We start from the raw sequence: 22,464 nt of genomic DNA, 5'->3' as shown, positions 1-22,464 counted from the left end.
AAAAATAGTAAATCAACTAATCACTTCCACCTTCCAATTTTCTTTCATGAATTAATCCAGTCTACTGAATATGATAATACTTTCGTTCTACTCAATTCCTAATAGATAAAAAGACTAAAACAATTGCCACGATTCATTTTGATTGTTACCATCAAAGTAAATCTAGAAATAAAAGAGGTCAATAAATGAAAGAACGTAAAAATAAAAGACACTTTTACATCTGTCTTTTCATCTCGGTACTGTTTACCATTAATTTGATTAGAACGTATTCAACTACTGGTGAGTTACCAGTTGGAAACGCTATTTTTACTGGTGTCATTTACATTGCAACAATTTTATCGGCCATGACATTAAAAACGAGCTCAAAAAAATAAGCCAGTGCTTAAAATGCCCCGACATCCCTGAAGTATTTAGATACTTTAGATTTTTTGTACAACGATATACAAATATTTGATATATTTTGGTTATGATTTTTCTTTGGAAGGAAGATGAGTATGCTAAAAATTGATGAGCAACTCCTCAATGAATCAAAGGGATTAATAGGACAACCTCTCGAAGATGCTATTTTCAACCTTCAGACGAAAAAATTGCATTTTGATATTTTCGGCGCTGTGCTTCCGAAAGATTTATTATTAGTTAATTTAGAAAAAGCTAGAGATCTTGTCGTATCCATTGCTCAAAAACATTGGGGAGAAGTTGATTTATTTTTACATGCAACATTACAAAAAACATCTATTGATCTTGAAAATGCAAATCAGCGGCTTATCTCCTACTTCTCTTCACCCCAAGGAACAAAAGCCCTTTTTGATTATTTGTTAGTACATCATTCAATGGAATTTGAGAACTTAATTACCCTTGTATTTGGTAAAGAAGTGAAACTATCAAAATCCGTTGGCGGATTAAGACAAATCCATCTATACAAAATCGGGAAAAAATTCTTTATACATATCATATACAACGACCATTCCTCATTTTGGAATGTATTGTTTTTGAAAAAAATTTATTCTATTTTTATACAAACACCGTTAGAGGACATCCAAAATCCGACTCAATTATTAAAACAATTTAAATTTTTGTTGGAGCAATTCTACACGCTAAATCAATCGGTTATTATTATGAATCAATTGATTTCCTATATTGATAATGAAAATATTCGTTCCTATCAATTAAAGGAATTCCATCTATTTAATTTGATCGCGCATTATAACGGAGGAAAAAGACATTTTCGCAAATTAAATGCAATGATTGAGGAAATTATTGTTAATTGGGGAAAAGGAAAATGGGCCTTATCTGAAAAGGAGTATACGCTTTTAATCTATATACAAGCCATTACGGCTTACAAACAAAGTCATGTAGACAAAGTAATTGAATATGGTAAATATTTAATTACAAAAGATCGGTTAATTAACCATGCCATTGAATTACTATTGGAATATAGTGATGTATTGCCCAACTTAAAGCCTGAGCCATCAACACTTGTAAAACGATACGATAAAAACTATTTGGAACATATCTTTTTTATATTAATCGACGCCCTTGTTCAAAATAAACAATTCAATGAAGTAATCCAACTAATTCAACAGCATGAAATGGCATCTTGTACAAGTATATATGATTATTTCAATATACTAGACATGAGACAAGAAGCATTATTTAAAATTGAAGCAACTGTTCAAAGGGATATTGCCTACATTGTCCATAACTCACCTCAATATGTATGGCAATCTATTGAAGTTTGGTTACAACAATACCAAAATGAAGAAAGTCCTTATTTCGAAATTTCAGAGATGACGTCTAAACATTTATGCAATTTGTTAAAGGCACTATTTGCAACAGAACAGTTTGAGCTTTTTGAGAAGTTAATGGAAATCTATAATAAATATTTGAAAGTAAATTCCCACTTTGACGACTTAAAAGAGTTTGTCTCTCAATATGTGAAAGTTAAGCAATAAAATAAGGAAGGGATAATTGCTTCGAATTTCTTTCATTATCACAAATATAATGTTTTATTTTTCCTTCATAAATTAACGTTAAATATGGAAAGTCCATAAAATCATTAGGTTTTATAAAAAATGGACTTCGACCACATAGGGAAAGCCCTACTTGTTCAAACAAGGTTGCAATAAACTGAGAGCAAAAAAAGGCGTTTTCCCTTTTTACTTTTAATCGACACATAACTCCAAATAATCCGATAAAATTATACTTATATGCATCTTTAAACTGTTTATAATATTGAATACTATTTTTTAACAATGTGTATTGTTCATTTGTAACAGAGCAAGCATATATAGCACAGTTTGCTTCCCCTAATAAATTCGATGAAGGATTTTCGTGAACAAATCCACCTATAAACGGATTCTTTTCCCTTTTCCTCCCAAAGCTATACATTTCTTTTAGCTCTGGATCAAGTGAAATTGAAACATGGGTAAAATGATGTTGTGTATATAAATGAATCGCCCTCGATAAAAGAGTTTTCGTTTCAGTCAAAACAATATAAACTACTTTATCCATATAATGTACCTCCTAAAAGCCAAAAACCATGTCTAGTATTAATACTAGTCAATATTTATGAAGATTTGTTACCGAAAATTATTAAGATTTTCTTAAATCGATAGACCTACTTATATGGAAATACGTTTCTAATTTGGAAAAGTTTCAAAAAAAGAGCTATCTCATAAAAATTGAGACAACTCTTTTCATGAAACCGTCAATTAATAATGTCCTGTTACCCTTTTAATTACTCCAAAACGCCCTTTTCTTTAAATCGTTGAATCTCTTCTTCTGAATATCCTAATTGAACTAAAATTTCTTCTGTATGTTCCCCAAGTTTCGCTCCTACAAATTTATAGGTTGGTTCAACTTGATTAAATTTAATTGCGGTTCCAATTTGCTTTTGCATTTTCCCATCCTTTTCTGGAACTTCTACAATCATATTACGGGCCTGAATTTGTGGGTGATGGCATGCCTCTTCGAAATTTAAAACTGGTTCTACACAGCCTTGAAAATCTTCACTGAATACCTCTAACCATTCATTAAAAGTTTTTGTTAAAAAGGCATCTTTCACCGCTTCCTTAAATCGTTTTTGTGTATAGGAGGAGTCATTGAAAGTACTTTGTATTAATTCTGGTATTTCTAACGCTTCACAAAGTAACTTTCTAAACTGCGGTTCTAAACTTCCGACCGAAAAATATCGACCATCCTTTGTTTGATAATAGTCATAGAAAGTTCCTCCATTTAATATTTCTTCCTCCGGTTTAGGTAAATGTCCACCAGCTAAAAAGGAAGTCCCGTATAGTGCATTAAAGGTAAATGCAGCATCGGTCATTGAAACATCTACATATTTTCCTTCTCCCGTTTGTTCTCGGTGAAAAGCTGCAGCTAGCACCCCTACCGCTGCATGTAAAGTTCCTCCAGCAATATCTGCAATTTGTATCCCCATAGCTACAGGTTTTTTCCCCTTCAACCGAGAATGATCAAGAACACCTGCGATAGATAAATAGTTATTATCGTGTCCTGGGCGGTGTCTATAAGGCCCAGTCTGACCATATCCAGTTATCGAGCAATAAATAATTTTCGGATTTACTGCCTTAAGTGATTCGTAATCTAAACCAAGTCGTTTCATAACACCAGGTCGGAACCCTTCAATTATAATGTCATATTCCTGAATTAAAGATTTAACAATTTTAACCGCTTCTTCCGTCTTTAAATTTAATGTAAGCGATTTCTTAGAACGGTTTAAATGTTGGTGAATATAAGATTCCTTATGCTCATCGTAGGGGGGCATTATACGCATTAAATCCACCCTTCGTGATGATTCAACGTGAATAATATCCGCTCCATAATCGGCAAACATCATCGTAGTAAATGAGCCTGGTAACATTGGTGAAAAATCGAGAATTTTTAAACCCTTCAAAAGCGTCATTTTCCCATCCCCTTTAATGTACAAATCGCTAAAAATACACCGCCTAAATTTCCATCCAATTTTTTAACAAAACGAATCTGTTTTAATACAGGTTAAATAATTAATAACAGTATTATAACAGTATTTTTTTCAAATTTATACATTTTCATTGTATTTATAAAAATTATCTGAGAATTATATGGGGTTAAATTAGGGAATATGCTAAACTCCTGAAAAAGCATTACGAAAAAAGGAGGCACAAGTTATCTTGTGCCTCCTTCTGCTTATTCGACATCTTCCTTTAGCAATTGTTCCTTACAGAAATCCAAGATGAATGCTTCTTCATCATCTTCTAATGCAAAATCTAAATAGTCGTTTTTCCCTTTATCCTTGATAAAATAATTTAGTAAATACGTTTCGCCCTCTGGCTTTTGTCCAATTAAAACACGAACCTCAATACCTGCTTCAGAATAAAGCTCATCTTCCTCATCTACTTCGACGTCCAGTAAAAATTCAAAACGTTTTCCTTCTATGATATTGGTTGGATCCTTTATTTCTTCCATTGAGAATTGTGTAATTTCCATAAACGTTACTCCCTTACTATTTAAAGCTCCTAAAGCATTATGTAACCTGCTTCCTTGGCTAGTTTATTTTATCATACACGTACTCTCGTTAAATTGTAAATTTAGATAACTGCTTTTGTAGCTCTTCTGCAAGATGGGCTAGAGAAACGGCAGCTCCAGTAATTTCTTCCATCGATGCCAATTGTTCTTCGGACGTTGCCGCTACTGAAGAAGAATTATCTGAAGTTGCTTTCGATACTTCTGACATTGCTTTCGAATGATCCGACACTTTAGAAACATCCTGTTCGATTTCATTTGTGACGACTGTAATATGATTTACTTGCGTTTGAACGTCTTGTACTGCTGCTAAAATTTCATCAAAGGTAGTTTGCGTATCTGAAGCAATTTTTAACCCTGTATTTACTCTTTCTTTCACATCATTAATAGAGCTTACGGTTTTCTCTGTATCAACATCAATTTGTTTTGCAATTTCTGTAATACTAGATACTAAACTTCTTGTTTGTTCTGCCAACTTTTTCACTTCATCTGCTACAACCGCAAAACCTTTTCCTGCTTCCCCGGCTCTAGCTGCTTCAATCGATGCATTTAAAGATAGTAAGTTTGTTTGGTCAGCTACTTCTGTAATTTTAGATAATACTTGTACAATTTCTTTTGTTTGATTGTTTAACGTAACTAAAGCACCATCCGTCTCTTCAACAGATTGATTAATTCTTTCCATTTGTAAAACAGTCTCTTTTACGTAATTCGATCCTTGTTTTGTTCTTTCACCTGTTGAAATAGATAATTCCTGTGCTAAAGTTGCTTTTTGCGAAATTTCTTTCACTGCCACTAAGCTGTCTTCCGCCGATTGAGTAGATTCAATGGACATCATTGATTGCTTTTCTGCCCCGCTAGATACTTCTTGAATCGATGTAGAAATTAATTCGGCACCTTTCATTGTTTCGTCTGCGCTGGCCATCAATTCTTCTGCAGAAGCTGCAACTTGACTAGAACTATCTTGCACATGGGTTAAGAATTCTCTCAAGTTGTTTGTCATTTTCTTAAATGCCGTTTGTAAAAAATCAATCTCATCTTTATTTTTATTGTCTTCTATTTCAATCCCTAAATTACCATTTGCAATTTCTTCTGCATTATGAATAACTTTGTAAATACGTTTCACTAGTCGATTAACCGCTATGTATGAACCAACAATTGTTTCAATTAATAGTAAAGTCAATAGAATAACGGAAATCCAAATAATTTGGTTAATATTTTGTTGCAAATCCGCTTGCATATTTGCATATTGGGTAGAAATATTTCGTTTCAATTCAATAACATCATTAATTAAACCTTTTGTTCGAATCGATTGTCTTTTAATTTCTGCTAGGTTGTCTTCATTGACCGCTTTTGTCGATTCATCTAAAACTTCCTCATATTTCTTTTTAATTTTTTCAGCATATACTTGTTGTTCTTCATTTAATGTAGGTACTAATTCATTAAATATCATTTGAATCGATTCCAAGTCTTGATTAATATCATTTTTGTTACTTTCAGATACATTTAGAGCATATCCACTTAAAGATTTTTGAAGACCTTTAGCAGAACTATTTAACTCTTCAACTGTAATAAGCGACTCAACAACTTCTTCAGTAGAAGACTTCAACATAATTAACTGACTAATATTAAACCCAATAATACATGTAGAAAACACTAAAGGAACAATAGCTAATAGTAATATTTTTGGTTTCAACTTCATCTTTTTATCGCTCCTACTCTAAAACGGTAATCGTACCGTTTGAAATGTCTTCAATAAATTGATCAATTTTCGTTTGCTCCGAAGGGATAAGTTCGATGGCGCGAATCGGTGCAATAGCTACTCCATTTTCCTTTAGCCCTAGTTGTTTATTTTTTTCTGCAATTTTGCCTGTTTCTACTAACTCTTTAACCGTATCATAAATAGCTACATCTACTTGTTTGACCATGGAAGAAACAACGGATTTTTCAGCTAGATAAAACTGGTCACTATCGACACCGAAGGAATAAACTCCTTGGCGTTGGGCTTCTAATATGACCCCTACTCCCGTAAATCCTGCAGCTGGATAAATGTAATCTGCTCCAGCAGCAATCATCTCTCTCGCTATACTTTCTCCCAATTTATCATCACCAAAGGTACCGGAATATTTTGAGAGAATTTTTGCATCGGGATTGACAGCTTTTACGCCTTCAACAAATCCTTTTTCAAACTTCCGAATAAGTTCAGCCTCTTCACCGCCTACAAATCCAACCGTATCACTTTTTGTTTTCATACCTGCTACTACACCAATTAAAAATGAACCTTCCTCTTCCTTAAAAGTAATTGAGTTCACATTTGGTAACTCTGATTGGGCGTCGATGATTAAGAAAGAACTATCTGGATATTTCTTTGCAACCTTTTCCATGTCTTCTTGAATGGAAAAGCCTAGTCCAATAATAAGATCATTTCCTTCTTCAACTAATTGTTCTAGCCCTTTCTCATACGTTTCCGTATCTTTTAACTCACGATAATCAAATGAAATGCCAAGTTCATCTCGAGCTTTTTCAAGTCCCATAAAGCCCATATCTGAAAAGGATTGATCACCTAACCCTGCATCAGATAACATAATTCCAACCTTTAACTGGTCGTTTTTAGTAGTTTTTTCATCATTTGAACAAGCAGAAAGAACTACTATACAAATAATAAAAGTTACTAAAAAGATAACTCTCTTCATTATAAACACCCCTACTTTTGTACCTTGTTTAATATTTGATTTTCAACTAAATTCGTATAAATTTACTATTTTATGCTCTATTAGTTTACAATACTATACTCACAATGAAAACATTGAAAATGTAAAAATAGTAATAAAAAAGATAAAATTCGCCATTAAGTGACACTTTCTAATATATATGTAAAAATAGTTTTAACTGGAAATAAAAAAGGAGCAAATGATCATGAGAGAATTATTCTATTATCAAGATTCCATGATGAAACAGTTTAAAGCTAATGTTGTACGGACAGGAATCGATGGAGAAAGACCGTTTATTGTCCTTTCTAATACGGCGTTTTATCCAACAGGTGGAGGGCAGCCCCATGATACAGGTTATATTGATGACCTTCGAGTAGTTGATGTAGAAAAAATAGGTGATGAAATCTTTCATTATATTGAAGGCAATTTCGATTGTCTTAATGATGAGGTCACAGGCATATTAGACTGGGATAGAAGATATGATCATATGCAGCAACATTGTGGTCAACATATTTTAACCGCCGCCTTTGTAGAATTGTTGAATATCCCAACAGTTAGTTTCCATTTAGGAAGTGAGCTTGTAACAATCGATCTAGCAACTGAACAATTAACTGACGAACAGCTTGCCCTTGTGGAAAAACGAGCAAATGAAATCATTTTAGAAAACCGTCCAATCGAAACTAAATGGATTACGAAAGAAGAACTTCCTAATTTCCCATTACGTAAAGACGTTTCCGTCGATGAAGATATACGCCTAGTCATTATCCCAGACTATGATTATAACGGATGTGGTGGCACTCACCCTACGTCTACGGGGCAAGTAAGCACCATTAAAATTATGGGGACCGAAAAAATGAAAAAGAATATTCGGGTATCCTTTGTTTGTGGGAATCGCGTGCTAAAACAACTCGCTATGCGAAAAAGTGTTTTATCGGATGTGGCAAGACAATTAAGTGTACCGGAAGAGACGGCAGCGACAGCACTAAAGAAAGTATTAAACGATGTAAAAGCGACCGAAAAAGCTTTAGAAGAGGCTCAAAATCATTTACTGGAATATGAAGCAAAAGAGCTCGTGGCAAACAGTGTAAATAACATTGTTGCTTGCACCTTCGAAAACCGTACTGTTCAAACATTACAAAAGCTTGGCCGCGCTGTAGTAAGTCAACATAGTGAATTAATTTGCCTTTTCGTTGCAAACAACGAAGATAAACTCCAATTTATTGCAGCCCGCGGAGCTGATGTAAAAAAGAGTATGAAGGAAATTTCCACTGCCATTTTACCGTTAATCAATGGGAAAGGTGGCGGAAATGACGGCTTTGTTCAAGGTGGCGGAGAAAAAGTCCTTTCAGCCCAAGAATTATTGAAAGAAATGAAACAAAATATATAAAGCAAATGGCGAGCTGTGACAGCTCGCCAATCTATATTCTTTCCTATATCGATTTAAGTTCAACTACTACAATTTCAGGTAAATTGAAAATACGGAATGGAAACCCACTATTTCCTAATCCACGACTAACATTCATAACTGTTTCGCCGCCTTCATAGGTTCCCGCTGTATATTTCGGGAAAAACCCTTGGCCAGGTGCAGCTAGTCCACCAATTCCCGGTATTCGTACTTGACCTCCATGAGCATGACCTGAAAAGACAAGATCTATATGATTCTCGACGTATGTAGTAAATTGTTCAGGGCGATGGGCTAATAAAATCATTAAATTCTCTGGATTTACCGTCGACAACGCTTCGTTTAACATACTTTGCGTATCATGTCCATTTAACGGATCTTCAATTCCGGCAACAGAAATACTCTGTTCTTCCCTTTTAAGGGTTACAGAAGAATTGGCCATAACATGAACGCCCATTTCCTCCATAACATTATAAATTTCATCTACTTTATTCGTAGCTACTTCATGATTTCCAATGACATAATAAACTTCAGCAATTTGAACAAACTGACGGACAGCATCTAAACTTTGCTCTAAATCATAACGGTTGCTATCAATGACATCACCCGTAATAAAAATGACATCTGGATTTGACTTTTGTACTTTCTTCACTAAATTTTGCTGATTATCGCCAAAGACGGCATCGTGTAAATCTGATACTTGGGTAATTCGAAAACCATCAAAGTTTTCAGGAACTTCTTCCGACTCATATACATGTTCCGTTGTCACAATCCAATGGTTATTTATATATAAAAATAAATAGATTACGATAATAAATAAAAATAATTTTACAATTCTTTTCAAAACATTTCGCTCGATTCGTTAATAAGTTGATGTGAATAACTAATTCACCTTATCAATAATAGTAACATGGTTTGGAACATTCAAGTAGAGAATCGTTAAACCAATTATAGAACTGTCATTAAAATCACCTATTAACCCTTTACTAAAATACTGTTCTACTAGTTGGATAGAGGGATTAAATTTATAAAAAGAAAACTGTCGTTCGGCTCTATCATAAATAACGAGTTTATTATTTAATAACTCCATTTTTTGCTCATCCATCATGTTTGTTACATCAATGCTCTCATAAACAGATGGAATTTGGTAAGTTTTTGCATAAATTTTATTAGAGTTTGGATCATCTCTATATTTCACTAAAACTTCCACCCCGTTATACTGTCCTGACGATGTTTCAAGAATTAGTTCACTTGTTGGTAACTCGTAGGTTTTCTCATCAATTAAAAACTCTTCTTTTAACTCCTTCGCTGAATTTTGAGCGATGATTTCCCAAAACTTATTTTCCTCTTGTACCAATCGTTCCGTCTCAGTCTTTGATAGTAATCTCTTTTGTTCGTTATCCGAAATCGATAAGTACAACAAGGCAAGTAGTCCTAAAACTATGTAACAACTAATTCCTATAAATATTTTTTTAACTGTCCAAAAATTTTTCGTAAATTTCACTCCCTTTGAAACAACAACAAAAATAATACTAAGGGAGATGATTAGGAGAACGGGTAATAGGGCTACTAATGCTGTCATCTTCTATTTACCTCTTTTCTGCTGAGAATGAATATAGATGATACAAATAATAGGATACAAGTAAACAAAGCCTTTAACATAAACGATAAATAGCCTGTGTTAAAAAAGAAATTCACTAATAAAGCTTCTGGTTGTACATTTAATATCGCAGTAAATATTACAGCAAGTACAACCATTAAAATACCTAACCCTTTTGATAGTTTGAATATGGAACCTATTAAGTAACCAATTGAAGCTGCAAGTAATATAATAAAAAACGCCAGTCCGAAATGGACAAATTCAAAAAGTGTATATTCCTTCATTACAGCAATATTACCTACTACCTGAATTAATGCTATTAGAATATAAAGAGTCATGAAAGAAATAATTGTTGCGATGAAACTATACACAAAAAGTACTATGACATTTGCCAGACTAGCGGTATATCGAGTTGTTATTACAGCATAATCATCATGGCGATATCCATTTGTTTGCATTAATATGGCGATTACTAAAGCCCAAATACAGGAGAGAATTATGTAACTATCTAGCGTATAGTAATGAATGTTTATATTAACTTCATTAAATCCTCCCCCCATTGTAATATTTCCGCCTGAGAAGAGAATTGACACAGTAATTTGAATAAGAATTAATATAATAATAGACTGACTATACGCTTTCATTTTCCATTTAACCTGATTTAAGACGATTTGAGAAAATGAAATTTCATTTAAAGACATCATCTATTCCCCCTTTCCCTTTGCTTGTCATAAATTTGCATACCTCAGAAGCCGTTACTGGTTGAACTAGTATGTTCATCGTTTGTAATAACTTCTCATCAATTTTGTTACGCTCAACAACCACTTCATAGTGAAATAAATCTTCTTTTTCGAAAAATACTTCCATATCACTCGTGAGTTTTCTAATTAAATTTATATCTCCCCTTAAACGAACCAACATTTGCTGTACATCATCTAATGAAGCATGTAACTTAATTTGCCCATTATCGATCAATATAATTTCCTCAAGTAAATGTTCCATTTCATTTAAATGATGACTTGAGATAATCATTGTCCTTGGGTATGCAATATACTCCTTCAATATGGCCCGGTACATATCTGTACGAATAGACTCATCCATCCCGTTCATTGGTTCATCTAGTAATGTAATAGTACATCTCGAAGCAAGACCATAAATCAAATTGAACGTTGATTTTTGGCCTTTTGATAAATTATGATGAAAAGCATTTGTTGGGATATTCGCATAATCCAACAATCGTTTGGCAAGTTCGTGTTGCCAATTCGGATAAAAATCTTTTGCCATTTTGAAAATATCTAACACTGTAAATAGTGGAGGAAAGGTCATCCCTTCTTCAACAAACATAATATTGGAGGCGGTTTTTAAGTTATTAAAAGGGCACTCCCCAAACACTGTAATCTCCCCATTAGTTGGTTTAAGATGTCCCGCTAATAGTTTCAGTAATGTCGATTTTCCTGCACCATTTCGTCCGATTAAGCCACTCAATTTTGCTTCATCGATCGAACAAGTAAGTGAATGGAGAACCCTTTTATTCCGATATCTTTTTTCGACTTGATGGCAAGTAACTTTAAACACTCCTATCCCTCTCCCCTTTGGATTTTTTTAATTAATTCAATTAATTCACTATCGGAAACAAGCAATCGCTTTGCTTCTTCCACAATCTCTATTGCGAGCTTTGAAAGTTTTTCATTGCGTCTCCTAGATAGTATCAATTCCTTTGCGTTCTCTTGAACGAACATTCCAAGACCTCTTTTCTTGTATAAAATTCCATTTTCAAGAAGTATTGCTAACCCCTTCCCCGCCGTTGCAGGGTTAATATTGAACATTTCAGCAAGCTGATATTGTGAAAATACTTTTCCATTCTCCAATAACTGATCAGCTATTATTTCATTTTCAATCCATTCTGCAATTTGGATATAAATCGGTGTATTACTTTCTTGTTTTAAATTCAAGTTTGCTCCTCCTTCTGAGTAGCGTTCATATGTTTATAACAATAGTACATTACTGTTGCGATGTACTATAATCTATAATGGATGTTTTTGTCAATAAATCCATTTAAATTCCATTAAAAATGAACACTCCTTTTTCACCTAAATATTTTTTATCCACAATTATTAGCCGAGCCATCCACTTATTACAGGTTCTCCACAGCTTTATCCTCAGTTACTCTATTTGTCCACATCACTATTTTTTAGTTCCACCGAAAATTGAAAAAAGTTATACACAAAATGAAAAAACCATTCACTTTTTATATAAAAGTGAATGGTTCCCTATGTGGATAACTTATTTTTCATTCTCTTTATTTAATTCATCTGGGGAAACAGTTAAACCCTCTCCACCGAATAAAAGGGGCTTTAATTCATCTTCTCCCGATCCTTCCGCTAAAGGTACATTCGCACGATAAGCCGCGCGACAAATTAAATGGCCCGCAACAGGGGATGTAATAAAAACGAAAATAATTCCTAATATCAACCGGACACTTACATAGCCATCAACTGTCCAAAAGTAAATAAATGCCCCTAATAAACAAGCTAGAACAGCAAATGTAGAACTTTTCGATGCTGCATGGGACCTTGTATAAACATCCGGTAATTTAATTAACCCTAAAGCGCTAATGACACTTACAACAGCACCAAATAATATGAGTAAAACCGCAACCCACTCAAGAATCTCCTTTCCGCTCAACGATGACACCCCTTTCGATATATTTCGAAAAGGCAATCGTCCCGATAAACGCTAAAATACCTAAAATTAAAATCGCCTCTAAAAATGCCGTCGTACTTAAAATAATCGAAACAACCGCAATGGATGAAATTAAATTCACTCCAATTGTATCTAAAGCGATCGCCCGGTCTGGCATTGTAGGTCCTACAATTACACGATAAAGTAATAATGCAATGGCCACCATAAAAAGTAATAACGCTAGTAAAAGTATTGTTTCTTTCATCTATCGAGTCACCTCCATAATTGCTTTTTCAAACTTACCAATTGATCGAATAACCGATTCCTTTGACTCTTCTATATCCATCGCATGAATATAGAACACATCTCCACTTTCCGAAACTTCCATCACGACTGATCCAGGTGTAAGGGTTAGAAGAAGGGCTAACGTTGTTACTTCCCATTCTCCCTTTAAATTCGTTTTATACGTAAAAATACCCGGCTTAATTTGTAATTTTGGAAATAATATTTGTCTCATCACTGAAAAGCTGGATATGATTAATTCTTTAATAAAGAGCAATATTAAATAAAGTACTTTAAACAATTTTCTTAAGTAAAATTGAGTACCAAAGAATCTATGCATCACATACAAAATACCGATCCCAACAATAAATCCAGTAAAGAAGGTCGTTAATTGAGGGGTTGGTTCATCGACTAATAAAAGCCATAATAGTGCAATGAATAAATTTAGTAAAAACTGTCCAAACATTTACCTCACCCCTTTAAAATCGCATCAATATAAATAGAAGGATTCATTAATGTTTCTGCTGCATCCTTCACATAGACCGCCAATGATTCGGCCCCCATACCAACATAGACAATGGATATAGCAAACAAAATGAAAGACCAATAGGCGCCTTTAGGAATTGGCTTTCTATCTTCAAAACTAATAGTAGTTTCACCAAAGAAGGATGCTAGGAATATTCGTAGTAATGAGTATAAAACGATAATACTCGAGGCAAAACCAAGGGCTAGTAAGATGTACGATCCAGCTTCAATTGCCCCTTGTCCGATTAACACTTTTCCGACGAATCCACTTAATGGAGGAATACCTGCTAATGCAAGCATAACTAAAAAGAAAATCCAACCGAAAATAGGGTAGTTTTTAATAAGTCCGTTCATTTTCTTTACAACAGACTCTCCTGTTAAATAAAACATCATTCCGACCAATAAGAATAATAAAGCTTTCGCTAACATGTCGTGAATTAAATAATAGATGGCCCCAGCTATCGCCGATTCAGTTCCTACAGCTAAACCTATTAAAATAAAACCGACACCGATAATGACGTTATATGTTGCAATCGTATATATATCACGACCCGACAATGCCCCCATACAGCCTGCTATTATAGTCACACCCGCCATAATCCCAATAATGACATGGGTTACATCCTGATTTAGTGGGAACATAAGAGTAAACGTACGAATAAGAGCATATATACCAACCTTCGTTAGGAGAGCTGCAAATAAAGCTTGAACTACAGTCGGTGGCACACTGTAGGAACCTGGTAACCAAAAGAACAAAAGTAATCCTGCTTTTAAACTAAAAACAATTAAAAAGAGAATTGATACTGTCGTAAGTAATGGGTCCTGTCCTGCCTCAGCAACACGCTGTGCAATATGGGCCATATTTAACGTCTTTACTGTTCCATATAAAAAGGCAAGGGCAACAAGAAACATCCATGATGCTACAACATTGATTAATACATATTTTAAAGACTCCCTTAGTTGTCTCTTTTCTCCACCAAGGGCTATCAATACATACGAGGCAAGCAACATTACTTCAAAGCACACAAATAAGTTAAAAATATCACCTGTTAAAAAGGAGCCATTTACCCCTGCAATTAAAAATAAAACAAAGGGATAAAAGAACATTTTTTCGTGGCGATCTCCAATTGTTGAAAACGCATAAAGGAGACAAATCGTCGTTACAACACTTGCGGTTAAAACGAGGATCATTGCAAAGGAATCAGCAACAAAAAGAATGCCGAATGGTGGTAACCATCCACTGAAGTCTAATCGTAATATCCCTTCTGTCTGAACAATATTTAATAAAATGAATGACAATACAGTAACAAACAACATCGTAATGAAACTAATAATTCGCTGGAGAATAATATGGTCCTTTAAAAACACGAGAACCACCGCAGTAATGATTGGAATTATTAGCGGTAATACAAGTAAATTATTCATCAGGCATTCCTCTCAATTCTTGCAAATCGTCCGAACCATTCGTTTTATAAGTCCGATAAGCCAAAACAAGGAGAAATGCGGTTGTTGCAAAACTTATCACAATAGCTGTTAATATTAAAGCTTGTGGCAAGGCATCGGTAAAAGGTCCCTCGGATTGACTAAGTAATGGGACATCTCCCTTTTTTAATCCACCTACTGTTAAAATAAGCAAATGAACAGCATGGGATAACAAGGCAGTCCCTAAAATGATTCGAATCATATTTCGAGAGAGGACTAAATAGGTCGCAACGGCGACGAGAATACCAATTAAAATCATCATTAAAGATTCCATTCTACTCATCCTCACTAATACTTAAAATAATCGTAACAAGCGTACCAATAACGGTTAAGGCAACACCTGCTTCAAAAATTGTTACAGTCGTTAAATGTTTTTCTCCCAATATAGGAAATGTGAAATACGCATCCGTTTGCGATAAAAAAGGTGCATCAAAAAAGATTGAACCAATTGCTGATCCAGTTGCTAATAATACTCCTAAACCAGCAACTTTCTTAAAATCGAAGGGCATTTTTTTATGCACGGTTTCCAAATCATACGTAATATATAGCAAGACAAGACCTGATCCTAGGACAAGTCCGCCAATAAATCCGCCCCCTGGTGCATTATGTCCAGAAAAGAACAAATAAACACCAAGGGTCAAAATAATGAAAATAACGCCCTTTACAACCGTTCTTAAAATGACATCATTAATTTTCAATATCTACATCCCCTTTCTTCGCCTTTAGCTTAATGAGTGCGAAAACACCTAAGCCAGCTATAAAGAGAACGACTACTTCCAGCATCGTATCGAAGGCACGGAAATCCCCTAATATCGTATTAACTATATTTTTACCCCCAGCAAGGTTATATGAATCCTCGAAATAGGAGGAAATCGATTTGAACTTATCATAATTTACTACTGTTAATCCGATTAACGTAACCGTAGCTCCTACAAAAACAGAAATTAATCCCTTAGATATTTTCACCCGTTTTGTAGATTGCTCAGGTTTTAACTCTGCAAGGAATTTAAAACAAATTAAATATAGTGCTGTTGTGACCGATTCAACAACAAGTTGAGTAAGCGCTAAATCCGGAGCTCTAAAAATAACAAAGAAAAAGGCTACGGAGTATCCAAGAACACCGTTTAATAAAACCGTCGTAATGCGAGACTTCGCAAACAAAATAGCTACTGCCGCAAAAATCATGACGAACACTAAAATTAATTCATAATTTTCGATGACAGCATCGTTAGTAGGATTCCATTCAAAGGTATCAAGGGCAATGAATGTGCCCGCAACAATTACGACAAAGCTCACATATATATAGACAAAGTAATGCGTTAAATGACCACTCATATATCGTTTTGTAAGACTTTCTGATACATTTTCACTCGATGTAATGACTTTTTCGTAAATCGCATTAAGTGTCCATTGTTTCGGGAATAGTCGGTAAATTTTAGACCAGTATTTTAAAAAACGGTACAAAATTATACCTAAAACTACTACTCCGAAAGTCATTAACAATTTTGTGTTAAATCCATGCCATGCAGAAATATGGGGTGTCATCTCTTCAGCAGATGGAAATGTTGGATAGACACTTAACATTGCAGGCTGTAAAATATATTCCCCTAAAAGATTTGGGAAGAAGAAAATCGCAATGACTAGACCAATTAAAATAAACGGAGGCAGTAACATTCCAAAGGGTGCTTCATGTGGATTTTTCTCTACGATATCTGGCTTCATTTTCCCTAAGAACGTTTTGCTTACGATAATGAGGCAGTAAACAAAGGTAAAAACACTAGCAAACCATGCTATAATCGGGATTAATAGACCAATATTTTGGATCGAGAAAATATTTAATTCTGTAATGTTCAGAACGGCTGCAAAGAACATCTCTTTACTTAAGAAACCATTAAACGGTGGCAATCCTGCCATAGAAAAACAACCGATTATAGCAATAGTGAACGTAAAAGGTAAAATGGTCATTAACCCACCTAAACGTCGTATATCCCTTGTACCGATTTCATGGTCAACGATTCCAACCATCATAAACAAAGCACCTTTAAAAGTTGAATGATTGATCAAGTGAAAAAGTGCAGCAAACGTTGCTTGAGTATAGATAACCGTTTCTGTAGAGTAGCCTAAATAGACCGCAACAGAACCTAACCCGAGCAAACTCATAATAAGGCCAAGCTGACTTACCGTTGAATATGCTAAAATGGCCTTTAAATCTACTTGTCGAACAGCATTAAAGGACCCCCAAAATAAGGTGAATAACCCTACACCGGTTATAGTCCAAAACCAAATCATTTCCCCACCAAATATCGGTGTAAACCGTGCTACTAAATAAATTCCCGCTTTAACCATCGTAGCGGAGTGTAGGTAGCTACTTACAGGGGTTGGCGCTTCCATCGCATCAGGGAGCCAAATATGGAATGGGAATTGGGCGGATTTTGTAAAGGCACCTAAAAGAACTAATAATAGCGCAGGAATAAACAATACATGCCCACTTATAGCATCTATACTATTTATAATTTCTCGAATACTAAATGTTCCCGACATAGCATACAACATTAAAAAACCAACCAACATGGCAACGCCGCCAGAAACAGTAATCGTCATCGATTTGCGCGCACCAGCTCTAGAAGCTTTCCGATGATGCCAGAAGGCAATTAATAAAAAGGATGAAACACTTGTTAACTCCCAAAATGCATATAAAACCATTAAATTATCTGAGAATACAACACCTAACATTGCTCCCATAAATAGTAATAAATAGCAATAAAAATGATGAAGGGATTCCTTCACTGATAAATAAAAAATGGAATACAAAATGACTAAACTTCCGACACCGGTTATTAATAAACTAAAGATTAAGCTTAAACCGTCTATGTAAGTCGTAAAATTTAGATGAAACGAGGGGATCCACTCATATGTATGTGAAAAAACTTCACCTTTTGCAACACGAGGGATATACGTAGTTAATAAAAGGAATAAACTAACAGGAATTATAAGGACGACCCAACCAATCACGTTTTTCCTCAGTCGCCTATAAAAAATGGGAATAAGTGCTGCCATAATAAACGGAGTTAGTATGATGGCAATATCAATTGTCACAAGCTAATACCTCCTACTTCTTTGTAACATAATGCAATTTAAAAAATTAGAATTAGTATATCTACTTGACTTCCAAAAATACTCACTTCATAATAATGTGTCATAAAGATAAAGCGATAATTTCCAATTTATACTATTTTGCAAAAATGTTAGTTTTAATAATTATTTGATAAAACGATAATAAACATTACTATTAAAAGTATACAGTAAGAATGGCATAAATGCACTTAATTCGCATTCACTTTAGCTTTTTTATACAGTTTTTCGCTAAAAAATAGCAAATTTTATATTTTGATAATGAACAAATTTTAAGAGGAGCAAACTACGATGAAGCATGTTAAAAGAACGGATGAAAGTATTTTAGTATGTGTATATTACGGACTTAATGGTGAGCGTCTTATTCGTAGAGGCCATAAACTTGCGACGTTACTTGATTGTCCACTCTATATATTGACAGTTGATACAAAACCCCTTGATGCGTTTGACGCTGAAAAATCTGGTTATATTGAAAGATGGACTGCACTAGCGGAAGAACTAGAAGTAGAGAAATTTATTATTAAAGATAACGAAAAACGTCCTATTCAAAAAATCATCGCTGAAGTTGCAAGGGAAAATAATGTAACACAAATCATTGTTGGGCAAAGTGCTCAAAGTAGATGGGAAGAAATTACAAAAGGATCCTTTTTAAATGTTTTACTAAAGGAAGTACCTTTCGTTGACTTCCATATCGTAGCCGTTAAGCGCCCTATCGAAGATGAAACCTCTGGAACCTTTGAAAAAGGCGTGCGTGCTTATGTCATTCAAGATCTTGAGAACTATAAAATCGTTTTTACATGCCCTAAGTTTCCATCCATTGAAGGCATTTTCTTTAAAGAAATTGGTACAGATTTTGATAATGGTATCTTTAAATTTTCCTTTGAAAATAGAATGCATGAAGTGAAAATAAAAGAAGGATTCGTAAGTAATCCTCACCTTATCCATTCCATTTATGGCATTTCCAAAAAGTAAATAGTTAAAACAGCATCCCAATGGTTAGAAATTTGCTAACTATTGCGATGCTGTTTTTGTTCTCCTTAGAAAAGTTTGCATATAGTTATTATCTTTCGCTCATCTTAATAAAAGAACGAAAGGAGTATTTATATGCATGCTTTTGAACATATTCATTTTTTTGAAATGATTTTACGATCTACTTTTGCCTTTGCTACTATTCTTATCGTTGCTCGGGTTATTGGAAAAAAACAATTAAGCCAATTAACCTTCTTCCATTACATTACAGGTATTACTATTGGGTCAATTGCAGCTGAAGTTTCTACCCAACATCGAACAGATTTTTGGGACGGATTTACTTCTTTAATATGGTGGGCACTCCTTACCCTTTTTATTAGTTTTATTTCATTAAAATCTTCTAAAATACGCGTATTAGTAGATGACCGACCAACTATTTTAATTCAAAATGGAACGATTATTAAAAGTGGCATGAAAAAAGCTCGACTCCATATAGATGAACTTAGTATGCTTTTAAGAGAACAAGGAATTTTCTCCTTTGATGAAGTGCATTATGCTGTATTTGAAACAAACGGAGAACTTAGTGTATTGAAAAAACCTGCCAATAGTGCAGCGACAAAACAAGATGTAAAAGCAGATGTTTCACTACCCGAACATATGCCTACAGAACTTATTTCAGATGGGAAAATTAATCAGAAAAATTTAGGTGAGTTGAATTTAACGGAGGAATGGTTATTTAATAAATTAAAAAAGAAAAACGTAAAAGATATTAAAGACGTTTATTTTGCCCAATATCTTGAAAATGGTTCCCTTTATATTAGCTTAAATAAACAGGCTGAAAAAAAGGAATCATAGTACGTTCTAAAATATTCATTTACATGGGGAAATATGAAACCAAATATAATAAAAGGTCGTCTCAACAAATGAGACGACCTTTTATTATAACCATTCTTTTATATCATCAAAATGAGGAAGTGCCGTTAAAGCACCTGGCTTTGTAGCAGCTAACGCTCCTAACTTATTGCCAAATTTCACACATTTAAATAAATCTTCTTCAGTTGTCGGCAAGCCATTAAAGTGGACAAAGCGTAATACACCGGCCATAAAGGCATCTCCAGATCCAGTTGTATCTACGGCATTTACTTTATCTGTTGGAACGTGAATCGTTTCACCATTTAACACGGCATATGCTCCGTTTGCCCCTATTGTAATTAATACAATCGGTACTAAATATTGGTTTAACTTTGCAATACCCTCATGTAAATCATTCGTTTCAGTTAAAAAGAATAATTCTTCATCTGTTAATTTAAGGATGTGGGCATCCTCAAAAAATGATGTAATCGTTTCACGACAAACTTCTTCACTACTCCAACGTAACGGACGGATGTTTGCATCGATGGCAATGATGGCACCTTTTTCTTTTGCCATTTCAACGCCCTTTCTTGTCGTCGCAAGAGCTGTTGGATGAAACATTGTACCGGAACAAACATTAAATACTGAAGCTCTTTTGAAAGCCTCTTCATTTAATTGCTCAGGTGTAACTTGTAAATCAGGTGTTTCGTCAACGTAATCTTTGAAAATACGTTCACATTCCGCTGTTAAATGCACGTATACGCCACTTACTCGCTTTTCCGGTAATATGATTGCGTAATCCAAATTGACGCCTTCTTTATCAAGTTCTGATTGAACAAATTGGGATGTATGATCATCACCTGTAATGGTAATTAAAGCTGACGGCGCTCCGATTCTACTAATTCCCGCTGCAACATTGACTGTTGCTCCACCTAAATATGTTGTAAACGATTTGTTCGTTATATCATCCGCTATAAAATCAACAAAAGCATCTCCGTATACTAATACGAAATCTTTATTTGACTCAACCATGAGTTGTTAGACCTCCGAATATTTGCTTTATTAAGGTTATCATAAAATGTACCCACATCGAAACTTTAAAACTATTCAGACAGTGAAAAGGTCATATCTTCCTTCAATAATTTGTTATAATTTTTCCATAGTATAGACTAAAGTTGGAATTTACAGGATTTTTATGGAAATCCCTTAAAAGGGAGGTCTCTATCCCCTATTAGTGGTAATATAATACAAAACTATTATTTTCGAGAGGTTCTTGAAATTTCATATCGGAATTTTAGACAATTACGCTCGAATCGTTTTATCATATGATGAAATGAACTAAATTGAAATTAGAATGTAGGTTATAACAGCATGAAATTACAACTATTTTATCCATTATCTATCGTCATAGCATCTAGTAGTTATGGCATATTATCTACCATTATTAAAGTGGCAATGGGTTATGGTTTCACTTCCCCCGAAGCAGTAACAAGCCAGTATTTTATGGGATTTTTATTAGCTTTACTCTTATTTAGTGTAACGCAACGAAGTTTACCAAAGTTAAACTTCTCAGGTTTTATTACAATTCTGTTAGCTGGTATTTTTACAGCGACAACAGGAATTGTTTATGGACATGCTTTAGAATACATAACAGCATCCCTTGCAGTCGTATTATTCTTCCAGTTCACGTGGATCGGCCTATTCATCGACTGTATTTTGCATAAAAGATGGCCAAACCGTTTTGAAACTAGTTCGTTATTATTTTTATTTTCAGGTACTATTTTAGCAGCCGGCGTTATGGATACAGATCTTTCTACAATCCCTTGGCAAGGATGGGTATATGGACTAATTGCAGCTACAAGTTTTGCGATATTTATTCAAATTAATTCTAGAAAAGTAGAAGGCATTACGACTGTCACTCGTACTCTCTTTATGTCCATTGTAGCTTTCCTTATGATTTGTATTTTTTCAGCACCTGAAGTAATTTGGAGTGGAAAATTATTTAACACAGAATTATGGATTTTTGGGATTGTGTTAGGGATTTTCGGCATTATTTTACCGATTTTCCTATTTTCCATTGCCGCGCCTAAAGTAGGTGGGGCACTTTCATCAATTTTAAGTGCAATGGAATTACCTGTAGCAGTCATTGCATCCGTTATTGTATTACATGAAACACTATCTATCCTACAAATTTCCGGTATTGTATTAGTACTTATTGGAATGATACTACCAACTGTCCTAGCCCAATTAAAAAATACAGCTTAACATTTAATAAGTATAAGTCATTTTCTTCTTACCTCTTATTAAAA

At 34.4% G+C, this 22,464-nt stretch carries 24 protein-coding genes; 6 read left to right on the top strand and 18 right to left on the bottom strand.

Annotated elements, in window-relative coordinates; translation table 11 throughout:
• Positions 1-185 precede the first annotated feature (185 nt).
• Positions 186-374, top strand: a complete 189-nt coding sequence (locus ACH0B5_RS09355; RefSeq protein WP_122973383.1) for a hypothetical protein — start codon at positions 186-188, stop codon at positions 372-374.
• A 120-nt stretch (positions 375-494) separates the two neighbouring features.
• Positions 495-1,952, top strand: a complete 1,458-nt coding sequence (locus ACH0B5_RS09350; RefSeq protein ID WP_122973382.1) for a hypothetical protein — start codon at positions 495-497, stop codon at positions 1,950-1,952.
• On the opposite strand, the gene ACH0B5_RS09345 is transcribed toward ACH0B5_RS09350, so the two are convergent.
• The 5 genes from ACH0B5_RS09345 to ACH0B5_RS09325 form a co-directional block, all read right to left on the bottom strand.
• On the bottom strand, positions 1,942-2,511 hold the full coding sequence (locus tag ACH0B5_RS09345) for a hypothetical protein (protein WP_341361431.1): 570 nt from the start codon (positions 2,509-2,511) through the stop codon (positions 1,942-1,944). The genes ACH0B5_RS09350 and ACH0B5_RS09345 overlap by 11 nt on opposite strands.
• 226 nt (positions 2,512-2,737) lie before the next feature.
• Positions 2,738-3,922: a CaiB/BaiF CoA transferase family protein gene (locus ACH0B5_RS09340; RefSeq protein ID WP_341361430.1), complete on the bottom strand. Its 1,185-nt coding sequence runs from the start codon at positions 3,920-3,922 to the stop codon at positions 2,738-2,740.
• Positions 3,923-4,185: 263 nt separating this feature from the next.
• The gene (locus tag ACH0B5_RS09335; RefSeq protein WP_341361429.1) at positions 4,186-4,485 is read right to left on the bottom strand and encodes a DUF6509 family protein; all 300 of its coding nucleotides are present in this window, start codon (positions 4,483-4,485) and stop codon (positions 4,186-4,188) included.
• Between the two features lie 88 nt (positions 4,486-4,573).
• Positions 4,574-6,220, bottom strand: a complete 1,647-nt coding sequence (locus ACH0B5_RS09330; RefSeq protein WP_406927761.1) for a methyl-accepting chemotaxis protein — start codon at positions 6,218-6,220, stop codon at positions 4,574-4,576.
• A 13-nt stretch (positions 6,221-6,233) separates the two neighbouring features.
• Positions 6,234-7,211: a BMP family lipoprotein gene (locus tag ACH0B5_RS09325; protein ID WP_406927760.1), complete on the bottom strand. Its 978-nt coding sequence runs from the start codon at positions 7,209-7,211 to the stop codon at positions 6,234-6,236.
• Positions 7,212-7,434: 223 nt separating this feature from the next.
• On the opposite strand from ACH0B5_RS09325, the gene ACH0B5_RS09320 reads away from it, so the two are divergent.
• Positions 7,435-8,616, top strand: a complete 1,182-nt coding sequence (locus ACH0B5_RS09320) for an alanyl-tRNA editing protein (protein ID WP_122972709.1) — start codon at positions 7,435-7,437, stop codon at positions 8,614-8,616.
• Between the two features lie 43 nt (positions 8,617-8,659).
• Here ACH0B5_RS09320 and ACH0B5_RS09315 read toward each other — a convergent pair whose 3' ends face one another.
• From ACH0B5_RS09315 to ACH0B5_RS09260, 12 genes are all read right to left on the bottom strand, one after another.
• The gene (locus tag ACH0B5_RS09315) at positions 8,660-9,475 is read right to left on the bottom strand and encodes a metallophosphoesterase (protein WP_122972708.1); all 816 of its coding nucleotides are present in this window, start codon (positions 9,473-9,475) and stop codon (positions 8,660-8,662) included.
• A gap of 39 nt (positions 9,476-9,514) precedes the next feature.
• Positions 9,515-10,213, bottom strand: coding sequence for a hypothetical protein (locus ACH0B5_RS09310; protein ID WP_122972707.1), 699 nt, complete (start codon positions 10,211-10,213; stop codon positions 9,515-9,517).
• Entirely contained in the window at positions 10,210-10,935 is a 726-nt protein-coding gene (locus ACH0B5_RS09305) for a hypothetical protein (RefSeq protein WP_148037826.1), read from the bottom strand. Before ACH0B5_RS09305 ends, ACH0B5_RS09310 begins: the two co-directional genes overlap by 4 nt.
• On the bottom strand, positions 10,919-11,806 hold the full coding sequence (locus ACH0B5_RS09300) for an ATP-binding cassette domain-containing protein (protein WP_406927759.1): 888 nt from the start codon (positions 11,804-11,806) through the stop codon (positions 10,919-10,921). The genes ACH0B5_RS09305 and ACH0B5_RS09300 overlap by 17 nt, the downstream gene beginning before the upstream one ends.
• 2 nt (positions 11,807-11,808) lie before the next feature.
• The gene (locus ACH0B5_RS09295; RefSeq protein ID WP_406927758.1) at positions 11,809-12,183 is read right to left on the bottom strand and encodes a GntR family transcriptional regulator; all 375 of its coding nucleotides are present in this window, start codon (positions 12,181-12,183) and stop codon (positions 11,809-11,811) included.
• 331 nt (positions 12,184-12,514) lie between these two features.
• The gene (locus ACH0B5_RS09290; RefSeq protein WP_122972703.1) at positions 12,515-12,916 is read right to left on the bottom strand and encodes a Na+/H+ antiporter subunit G; all 402 of its coding nucleotides are present in this window, start codon (positions 12,914-12,916) and stop codon (positions 12,515-12,517) included.
• Positions 12,894-13,178: a Na(+)/H(+) antiporter subunit F1 gene (locus ACH0B5_RS09285; RefSeq protein WP_122972702.1), complete on the bottom strand. Its 285-nt coding sequence runs from the start codon at positions 13,176-13,178 to the stop codon at positions 12,894-12,896. The genes ACH0B5_RS09290 and ACH0B5_RS09285 overlap by 23 nt, the downstream gene beginning before the upstream one ends.
• Entirely contained in the window at positions 13,179-13,661 is a 483-nt protein-coding gene (locus ACH0B5_RS09280; protein ID WP_122972701.1) for a Na+/H+ antiporter subunit E, read from the bottom strand.
• 5 nt (positions 13,662-13,666) lie between these two features.
• Complete coding sequence (locus ACH0B5_RS09275; RefSeq protein WP_122972700.1) at positions 13,667-15,145, bottom strand: Na+/H+ antiporter subunit D; 1,479 nt, start codon at positions 15,143-15,145, stop codon at positions 13,667-13,669.
• Positions 15,138-15,476: a Na(+)/H(+) antiporter subunit C gene (locus tag ACH0B5_RS09270; RefSeq protein WP_122972699.1), complete on the bottom strand. Its 339-nt coding sequence runs from the start codon at positions 15,474-15,476 to the stop codon at positions 15,138-15,140. The genes ACH0B5_RS09275 and ACH0B5_RS09270 overlap by 8 nt, the downstream gene beginning before the upstream one ends.
• Position 15,477: 1 nt before the next feature.
• The gene (locus tag ACH0B5_RS09265; RefSeq protein ID WP_122972698.1) at positions 15,478-15,900 is read right to left on the bottom strand and encodes a Na(+)/H(+) antiporter subunit B; all 423 of its coding nucleotides are present in this window, start codon (positions 15,898-15,900) and stop codon (positions 15,478-15,480) included.
• Positions 15,890-18,298: a Na+/H+ antiporter subunit A gene (locus ACH0B5_RS09260; protein ID WP_406927757.1), complete on the bottom strand. Its 2,409-nt coding sequence runs from the start codon at positions 18,296-18,298 to the stop codon at positions 15,890-15,892. The genes ACH0B5_RS09265 and ACH0B5_RS09260 overlap by 11 nt, the downstream gene beginning before the upstream one ends.
• A gap of 327 nt (positions 18,299-18,625) precedes the next feature.
• Between ACH0B5_RS09260 and ACH0B5_RS09255 the strand changes: the two genes are divergently transcribed.
• Positions 18,626-19,306, top strand: coding sequence for an adenine nucleotide alpha hydrolase family protein (locus ACH0B5_RS09255; RefSeq protein ID WP_122972696.1), 681 nt, complete (start codon positions 18,626-18,628; stop codon positions 19,304-19,306).
• A gap of 132 nt (positions 19,307-19,438) precedes the next feature.
• On the top strand, positions 19,439-20,158 hold the full coding sequence (locus tag ACH0B5_RS09250) for a YetF domain-containing protein (RefSeq protein ID WP_174232693.1): 720 nt from the start codon (positions 19,439-19,441) through the stop codon (positions 20,156-20,158).
• A gap of 84 nt (positions 20,159-20,242) precedes the next feature.
• Here the strand turns inward: ACH0B5_RS09250 and ACH0B5_RS09245 are convergent, their stop codons facing one another.
• On the bottom strand, positions 20,243-21,187 hold the full coding sequence (locus tag ACH0B5_RS09245) for a carbohydrate kinase family protein (RefSeq protein ID WP_122972695.1): 945 nt from the start codon (positions 21,185-21,187) through the stop codon (positions 20,243-20,245).
• 339 nt (positions 21,188-21,526) lie between these two features.
• Here ACH0B5_RS09245 and ACH0B5_RS09240 point away from each other — a divergent pair, with 339 nt between their 5' ends.
• Positions 21,527-22,420 carry an EamA family transporter gene (locus tag ACH0B5_RS09240; RefSeq protein ID WP_122972694.1) on the top strand — a complete coding sequence of 298 codons (894 nt, stop codon included), beginning with the start codon at positions 21,527-21,529 and terminating at the stop codon, positions 22,418-22,420.
• The last annotated feature ends 44 nt before the right edge of the window (positions 22,421-22,464 follow it).

The sequence above is a fragment of the Ureibacillus sp. 179-F W5.1 NHS genome (genome assembly GCF_045369345.1).
Taxonomy (GTDB): domain Bacteria; phylum Bacillota; class Bacilli; order Bacillales_A; family Planococcaceae; genus Ureibacillus; species Ureibacillus halotolerans.
The sequence above is the reverse complement of the archived record's forward strand: the minus strand, read 5'-3'. Positions and strand labels throughout refer to the sequence as shown.